Annotated in this window: 9 protein-coding genes; 3 read left to right on the top strand and 6 right to left on the bottom strand. The window is 33.7% G+C overall.

All coding sequences use genetic code 11. From position 1 onward, the window contains the following. Positions 1-357: 357 nt before the first annotated feature. The 6 genes from B5E75_RS03165 to rpsL form a co-directional block, all read right to left on the bottom strand. Complete coding sequence (locus B5E75_RS03165; RefSeq protein WP_087244283.1) at positions 358-666, bottom strand: PTS lactose/cellobiose transporter subunit IIA; 309 nt, start codon at positions 664-666, stop codon at positions 358-360. Between the two features lie 86 nt (positions 667-752). Next, the gene (locus B5E75_RS03160; protein WP_087357337.1) at positions 753-1,544 is read right to left on the bottom strand and encodes a Cof-type HAD-IIB family hydrolase; all 792 of its coding nucleotides are present in this window, start codon (positions 1,542-1,544) and stop codon (positions 753-755) included. Positions 1,545-1,630: 86 nt separating this feature from the next. Next, positions 1,631-2,815 (bottom strand): elongation factor Tu, encoded by a 1,185-nt coding sequence (gene tuf / locus B5E75_RS03155; protein ID WP_087357336.1) that lies wholly within the window; start codon positions 2,813-2,815, stop codon positions 1,631-1,633. Positions 2,816-2,900: 85 nt separating this feature from the next. Next, positions 2,901-4,976 carry an elongation factor G gene (gene fusA, locus B5E75_RS03150; protein ID WP_087357335.1) on the bottom strand — a complete coding sequence of 692 codons (2,076 nt, stop codon included), beginning with the start codon at positions 4,974-4,976 and terminating at the stop codon, positions 2,901-2,903. A 37-nt stretch (positions 4,977-5,013) separates the two neighbouring features. Continuing rightward, a complete protein-coding gene (gene rpsG, locus B5E75_RS03145) occupies positions 5,014-5,484 on the bottom strand; it encodes a 30S ribosomal protein S7 (RefSeq protein ID WP_087244287.1) in 471 nt (156 codons plus the stop codon). 19 nt (positions 5,485-5,503) lie between these two features. After that, positions 5,504-5,917, bottom strand: a complete 414-nt coding sequence (rpsL, locus tag B5E75_RS03140; protein WP_087244288.1) for a 30S ribosomal protein S12 — start codon at positions 5,915-5,917, stop codon at positions 5,504-5,506. A gap of 263 nt (positions 5,918-6,180) precedes the next feature. Between rpsL and B5E75_RS03135 the strand changes: the two genes are divergently transcribed. The 3 genes from B5E75_RS03135 to B5E75_RS03130 are packed head-to-tail and all read left to right on the top strand — an operon-like array spanning position 6,181 to position 8,199. Continuing rightward, a complete protein-coding gene (locus B5E75_RS03135; RefSeq protein WP_206413956.1) occupies positions 6,181-7,578 on the top strand; it encodes an ISNCY family transposase in 1,398 nt (465 codons plus the stop codon). A 27-nt stretch (positions 7,579-7,605) separates the two neighbouring features. Continuing rightward, on the top strand, positions 7,606-7,752 hold the full coding sequence (locus tag B5E75_RS14530; RefSeq protein ID WP_162607627.1) for a hypothetical protein: 147 nt from the start codon (positions 7,606-7,608) through the stop codon (positions 7,750-7,752). Positions 7,753-7,782: 30 nt separating this feature from the next. Continuing rightward, positions 7,783-8,199: a hypothetical protein gene (locus B5E75_RS03130; protein WP_087357334.1), complete on the top strand. Its 417-nt coding sequence runs from the start codon at positions 7,783-7,785 to the stop codon at positions 8,197-8,199. Positions 8,200-8,276 lie beyond the last annotated feature (77 nt).

Below are 8,276 nucleotides of genomic sequence, written 5' to 3'. Positions count from 1 at the left end.
AGCCAGGATCAAACTCTCCATTGTCCTTTTCTATCTTCAGACAATTTCATGTCTTCTTGACTCTTTCTTTTTTCCTATCTTTATTGACGTGTTTACTGTTCAGTTTTCAATGTCCCTGTGCCCTCTCGTCGAGTGCTCATCTATAATATCATCTATTCCTCCCCTTTGCAACCCTTTTTTTCACTTTTTTTCGTTTTTTTATCCCTCTTTTTTTAAAAATTCTATTTTTTATTGATTTTATCAATGTTTTTTTATTTGTTATTTTGTAAAGATTTACTCAGAAATTCAAAAATAAAACCCCATTAACTGAGTTAATCCTCCGTCATTGGGGTTTTGCTTGAATCACTAACCTTTTAATTATTTGATTTTTTTATAAAGATCAATAAATTCTTGTGCTAAATCAATAACAACTAATGCAGTCATTAAGTGATCTTGAGCATGTACCATTAATAAGTTTAATGGAGCTTTTTCTCCTCTGATTTCTGCTTGAATTAATTCAGTTTGTGCATGATGCGCTTCATTTACAGTTTCTTTTGCATTTTGTAATGATTCATCAGCCTTATCTAAATCACCAGCTTTAGCGTATTGAATAGCTTCAATTGCTGAGCTACGAGCACTACCACTGTTTACAATAAGGTTGATAACTACTTGTTCTTGTTCATCCATTTTCAATTTCTCCTTTAACAAACAAATTCAGAATTACTCTGTATATTTATTTTATCAAATCACCTTTATAATTTCAACTATAAAGATTAAAGAAAAGAAAAATGTTTAAGTGCTTTCACAATTCCATCATTCTCAACATTATCAGTGATAAAATCAGCAACTTTTTTTGTTTCCATAGCTGCATTTCCCATTGCAATACCCAAATTTACACACCTTAACATTTCTATATCATTACGTCCATCACCAAATGCAATTGTATCTTTCATTGTTTTACCTAAACCATTAATCAATTTCTCAATCCCTTTGGCTTTAGATTCACCTTTCAAGGTTAAATCAAACGATAAGCCACTTTGGTGCTGCTGGATATGAAAATAAGGCGATAATACGTTTTTCATTGGTTCTATATCTTGATCAGAATTCAAAACAATCATACCAATATAAGTTTCTATTTCATTAACATCAAAAGAATCAACAATAACCTTATCTTTCATTCCCCAATTATTTTTAAACTCTATATGTTTAGGGTTATCCTTATTTAAGACATAAATATAATCATTACCCTCAAAATAATAAGCTAAATTTCTTTCTAAACAAAACTCATGAGTCTTTATAATTGCTTCTTTTGATACGATACTTTTATATATTTCTTTATTTTCATATTCTACATAAGCACCATTACAAGTCACATATCCACTAAACGGATAATCCATGACACCATCTACAATAAAACACTTACATCTCCCAGTAGCCAAAAAAACAGCGTGTCCTTGTCTTTTTAGACTATCCATAGCTTCTCTAACTTTTTGGGGAATGCTGTAAATACCTTTACTACATTCAATAAGCGTTCCATCTATATCAAAGAAAAATAGTTTGCTCATATCACACCTCCATACTTTAACATCATAACCTTTTTATAAAAAAGTGTAAACAAAAAAGGTATCAATAAGATACCTTTTCATGAAAATTATTCAATAACTTCAGTAACTGTTCCAGAAGCAACAGTTCTTCCACCTTCACGAATTGAGAATTTAGTACCATTTTCAAGTGCGATAGCATGGATTAATTCAACTGTTAATTCTACGTTATCTCCTGGCATAACCATTTCTACACCTTCTGGTAATTCGATAACACCAGTAATGTCAGTAGTTCTGAAATAGAATTGTGGTCTATAGTTAGAGAAGAATGGTGTATGACGTCCACCTTCATCTTTTGATAAAACGTAAACTTGGCATACGAATTTTTTGTGTGGATGTACTGATCCTGGTTTAGCTAATACTTGTCCACGTTGAATTTGATCTCTGTTGATACCTCTTAATAATACCCCTACGTTATCTCCTGCTTCAGCGTAATCTAATAATTTACGGAACATTTCGATACCAGTAGCAACTGTATTTTGAGTTTCATGAATACCAACGATTTCGATTGGGTCATTTAATTTTAATTGTCCTCTTTCAACACGTCCTGTAGCAACTGTTCCACGTCCAGTGATTGTAAATACGTCTTCAACTGGCATTAAGAATGGTTTGTCAGTATCACGAGTTGGAGTTGGGATATAAGTATCTACAGCTTCCATTAATTCATGAATAGCTGGTACCCATTTTGGATCTCCTTCTAATGCTTTTAAAGCTGATCCACGAATAATAGGAGTATCATCTCCTGGGAATCCGTATTCATTTAATAATTCACGAACTTCCATTTCAACTAATTCAATTAATTCTTCGTCATCAACCATATCGCATTTATTTAAGAATACGATGATGTAAGGTACACCTACTTGACGAGATAATAAGATGTGTTCTCTTGTTTGTGGCATAGGTCCATCAGTAGCAGCTACTACTAAGATAGCTCCATCCATTTGAGCAGCACCAGTAATCATGTTTTTGATGTAGTCAGCATGACCTGGACAGTCAACGTGTGCATAGTGACGAGTTGCTGTTTGATATTCAACGTGTGCAGTGTTGATTGTGATACCACGTTCTTTTTCTTCAGGTGCAGCATCAATTGCAGCGTAGTCCATTGCTTTAGCATTTCCTTCTTGAGCTAAAACAGTAGTGATAGCTGCAGTTAAAGTTGTTTTTCCATGGTCAACGTGACCAATTGTTCCAATATTAACATGCGCTTTAGAGCGGTCAAATTTTTCTTTAGCCATTTAAGCTTCCTCCTATATAAATTTCTTTAAATTTTTACATATACATTCTAAATGATTTGGTTGAAAAATGCAATACTTTTAGTGATTAATTATTTCCACCATTTTTCTTAATAATACTTTCAGCAATTGATTTAGGAACAGGTTCATAACGATCAAATTGCATAGTATAGTTTCCACGACCTTGTGTGAATGATCTTAAATCAGTAACATATCCAAACATTTCAGATAAAGGTACACTTGCTTGTACTAAAACAGCATTTCCTCTTTCTTCTTGTCCTTCAATCATACCACGTCTAGAAGAAATATCTCCCATAACGCTTCCTAAATATTCAGAAGGTGCAGTGACTTCTACAGCCATAATTGGTTCCAAGATAACTGGATCACATTTTTTACCAGCTTCTTTTAATGCTAAACTTGCAGCAACCTTGTATGCCATTTCTGATGAGTCGACATCATGGTAAGAACCATCAAATAAAGTTGCTTTAATATCTAATACTGGATATCCAGCAATCATACCATTTTCTAATGCTTCTTCAAGCCCAGCTTTAACAGAACCAATGTATTCTCTAGGGACAGTTCCACCAACTACAGCATCAACGAATTCAAATCCTTTACCTTCATTTGGTTCGAATTTAATCCATACATGTCCGTATTGTCCACGACCACCTGACTGACGTACGAATTTACCTTCACAATCAGCAGCTTTTCTAATTGTTTCACGATAAGCAACTTGTGGTGCCCCAACATTAGCTTCAACTTTGTATTCTCTCTTTAAACGATCAACGATAACGTCTAAGTGTAATTCCCCAACTCCGGCAATAATTGTATCACCAGTTTCAGGATTTGTAGTGACTCTGAATGTAGGGTCTTCTTCAGCTAATCTTGCTAAACCGTTACTTAATTTATCTTGGTCTTGTTTTGTTTTTGGTTCAATTGCTAATTCAATAACTGGTTCAGGGAATTCCATTTTTTCTAAGATAATGAAATTCTTTTCATCACAGATAGTATCCCCAGTTGTTGTATTTTTAAATCCAACAGCTGCAGCAATATCTCCAGCATAAACTTCGCTAATTTCTTTACGTGTATTTGCATGCATCTGTAAGATACGTCCTAAACGTTCTTTTTTATCTTTAGAAGAGTTTAAAACATATGATCCAGATTCAATATGTCCTGAATATACACGGAAGAACGTTAATTTACCAACAAATGGGTCAGCCATAATCTTAAATGCTAATGCAGAGAATGGCTCATCATCACTTGCATGTCTTTCGATTTCGTTACCATCTTCATCTTCACCTTTAATTGATGGAACATCAGTTGGTGCAGGTAAGAAGTCAATAACAGCATCTAACATTAACTGTACACCTTTGTCTTTATAAGCAGATCCACATAATACTGGGAATAATTCAACAGCTAATACTCCTTTACGGATTGCTGCTTTAATTTCTTCTTCAGTAACTGGTTCTTCTTCTAAGACTTTCATCATTAAATCATCATCAAAAGATGCAGCTGAATCAATCATTTTTTGACGATATTCTTCTGCTTGAGCTTTCATATTTTCAGGAATTTCAGAATAAACAACGTTTTCACCCTTAGCTCCTTCAAAATGAACAGCTTTCATTTTAATTAAGTCAATAAGACCTTCAAATGTATCTTCGGCACCAATTGGTAATTGAATAGCTACAGCGTTAGCATCTAATCTTTTTCCAATAGATTCAACAGACATTAAGAAATCTGCCCCAGTTGCATCCATTTTGTTACAGAAGACAATTCGAGGAACTCCATAAGTTGTTGCTTGACGCCAAACAGTTTCTGTTTGTGGTTCAACACCAGCTTTTGAGTCTAATACAGTAACAGCACCGTCAAGTACACGTAAAGAACGTTCTACTTCAACAGTGAAATCGACATGGCCTGGAGTATCAATGATGTTAACACGGTATCCATTCCATTGTGCAGTTGTTGCTGCTGAAGTGATTGTAATACCACGTTCTTGCTCTTGTTCCATCCAGTCCATTTGTGAAGCACCATCATGTGTTTCACCAATTTTATGAATTTTTCCAGTGTAATAAAGAACACGTTCAGTTGTTGTTGTTTTACCAGCATCAATGTGAGCCATGATTCCAATATTACGAGTTTTTTCTAACGAAAATTCACGAGCCATATTTTTCTCCTTTCAAATATTTCCTCTAAATCATATATTACCAACGGAAATGTGCAAATGCTTTATTAGCTTCAGCCATCTTATGAGTATCTTCTTTCTTTTTCACAGAAGCACCAGTTCCATTAGAGGCATCAATAATTTCATTAGCAAGACGATCAATCATGCTTTTTTCGTTTCTTAAACGAGAATAGTTAACTAACCATCTTAATCCTAATGTCATTCTTCTTTCTGGAGATACTTCAACAGGTACTTGATAGTTAGCTCCTCCAATACGTCTTACTTTTAATTCAAGTACAGGCATGATATTGTTGATTGCTTGATCAAATACTTCCATTGCAGGATTTCCAGTTTTTTCTTCAACTTTTTTAAATGCTTCATATAAGATGTTTTGAGCAACACCTTTTTTACCATCAAGCATGATATTGTTAATTAATTTTGTAACTACCTTAGAATTATAAATTGGATCAGGTAGTACATCTCTTTTTGCTACACGTCCTCTTCTTGACATCAGTTTTTCCTCCTATCTCTTATTTTTTAGGTTTTTTAGCTCCATAACGAGAGCGTCCTTGCATACGATCTTTTACACCAGCACAGTCCATAGTACCACGAATAATATGATAACGAACCCCTGGTAAGTCCTTAACACGTCCTCCACGAATTAACACAACACTGTGTTCCTGTAAGTTGTGCCCAATTCCTGGAATATATGCAGTTACTTCCATTCCGTTTGACAAACGAACACGGGCATATTTACGTAAAGCCGAGTTAGGTTTCTTTGGTGTCATAGTGGCAACACGAGTACAAACACCACGTTTTTGAGGTGAACTAATATTAGTTGGTTTCTTTAATAATGAGTTGTAACCTCTATTTAACGCAGGTGATTTTGATTTAGATGTTTTTTCACTACGTCCTTTTCTGACTAATTGATTAATTGTAGGCATGTTTTTCTCCTTTCCTTTCTTCTTAACACACAATTCCGGGTGTTTCATTTTTTGATGAGATAAAATGCACTCTTAGTCGAGTACCGAAAGCAATTATATACGACAAAATTTATAAAGTCAACACTTTTTTTGTTTTTTAAAAGAAAACTATGATTCAAATATGATAATGTCTTAATATATCCAAGTTGAATATGTCCTGTATACAGGACATATTCAAAAATCTATGTTATGATATAGCCTCACTTTTATTGGGAGGTTGTTGTATGAGAAAGGTTGAATTAAGAATGAATGAAGAAAATAAATATTTGATTATTAAAAAACTGGTTGAAACTAACGGCAATAAAAATAGAGCTGCCATCAAGTTGGGATGTACTGTCAGAACTGTCAATAGACTCATCCTTAAATATAAAAAATATGGTAAAGCTGCTTTTATTCATGGCAACAGAGGCAGAGCTCCTGCCACCACTATACCTCTCGATATCAAAAACAGGATTATCAAACTTTATATCGATCATTATTGTGACACTAATTTTACTCATTTCTGTGAAATCATTTATGATGATTTCAATGTTAAAATTAGTGATACGACTCTTAACAAGTGGCTTAGAGATGAAAATATCATTTCCCCTAAAGCCAGAAAGAAAACGAAAAAGATATTAAAAGATTCTTTGAAGGCTCAATTGAAAATGACTCGTTCCAAAAAATCTCAAAATGACATCAAAGAAGCTATTTCCATCATAGACAGTAAAAATGCTCATCCTAGAAGACCCAGATGCAAGTATATGGGTGAAATGATCCAGATGGATGCTTCCAGCTTTGAATGGATTGATGGTCATATCTGGCATCTTCATTTGGCTGTCGATGATGCTACTGGTGAAGTTGTTGGCGCTTATTTTGATACTCAGGAAACGCTAAATGGCTATTATAATGTCTTCTATCAGATTTTGACCAACTATGGTATTCCTGCCATGTTTTATACCGATAGACGTACTGTCTTTGAATACAAAAAGAAAAACAACGCTTTTGATGATGACGACACTTTTACCCAGTTTTCCTATGCGTGTCATAATCTTGGCGTTGATATTAGGACAACGAGCATCGCCCAAGCCAAAGGCAGAATCGAAAGAATGAACCAGACATTCCAATCCCGTTTACCTGTTGAACTCAGACGTGCTCATATAACCGATATAGAGTCAGCCAATAAATTTTTAAAATCCTACCTAAAAAAATTCAATGACATGTTTGCTCTACACCTCAATACTACCAAATCGGTATTTGAAACGCAACCATCAATTGAAAAAATCAATCGTACCTTAGCTGTTCTTTCTCCTAGAAAAATTGATTCAGGTCATAGTATCAGATTTCAAAACAGGCTGTATTTGCCCGTAACAGAAAATGGAACATCTGTTTATTTAAAGAACAGAACAGATTGTATGGTTATCGAGGCATTTGATGGGAATCTGTATGTCAATGTACTTGATCACATATATATCATGCAGGAAATACCAAAACATGAATTGTATTCAAAAGAATTTGATGAAGTAAAAAAAGAAGCCAGACCAAAGAAAAAATATATTCCACCTATAGATCATCCTTGGAAACAGGCTTCCTACTTAAATTTTCTTGCAAAACAAAAGCACCGTTCTGGTGCTAATGTTTAAAATTTTTGAGGACATTTTCAAATTTGCTTGACAACTGTAAAGGTGAAAGATTATTATGATTATGCATCAGGTGATTACAATGGCCTTGAAGGATTAGCTGTGGATGCAATGGTTAATGCGCAAAAAAATGGATCAATTGTTCCATTTAATGTATCCATTACTGTTACAGTATAATTACAATAACAAATAGAAAGAAGGATAGATATGAAAAATAAAAAAGTGATGACAATGATAATTTTTATAGTTTTAATAGTTATCGGGACTTTATTTTATGTCTACAGCAAAAATCAAAACTCTTTTGTAGAAAACTGGGATATCAAATTACCAGATAAAACTGTTTCTATTTATCACCAATATCCCGAGAGTTCTTTTCATAACGATGGGGTCTATTATGAGGTATATGATATGAGCCATCAAGAACTTAACATATCATTACAAGCTCAAAAGAATCAAAAAGTAGAACAAAATTTTAATCAATGTGTTAAAGAAATAAATATTCCTGAAAAATATCTTCCTGACTTTTCAAAAGATTATGAATATTATATAAAAAATAAAGATGGTGGTTATATCATTCTTATTGTACAAAATAGCCGATTATTTATTACTGCATTCGATTTATAAAGGACAGAGATAAAGAAGTATTTTCTTTAATATGTTATAAATAAGAAAATCATTTTTGATTGACCACATGACACAGG

This window comes from Massiliimicrobium timonense (assembly GCF_002160865.1).
GTDB lineage: Bacteria > Bacillota_I > Bacilli_A > Erysipelotrichales > Coprobacillaceae > Allocoprobacillus.
This window is presented reverse-complemented; position numbering and strand designations above follow the sequence as displayed.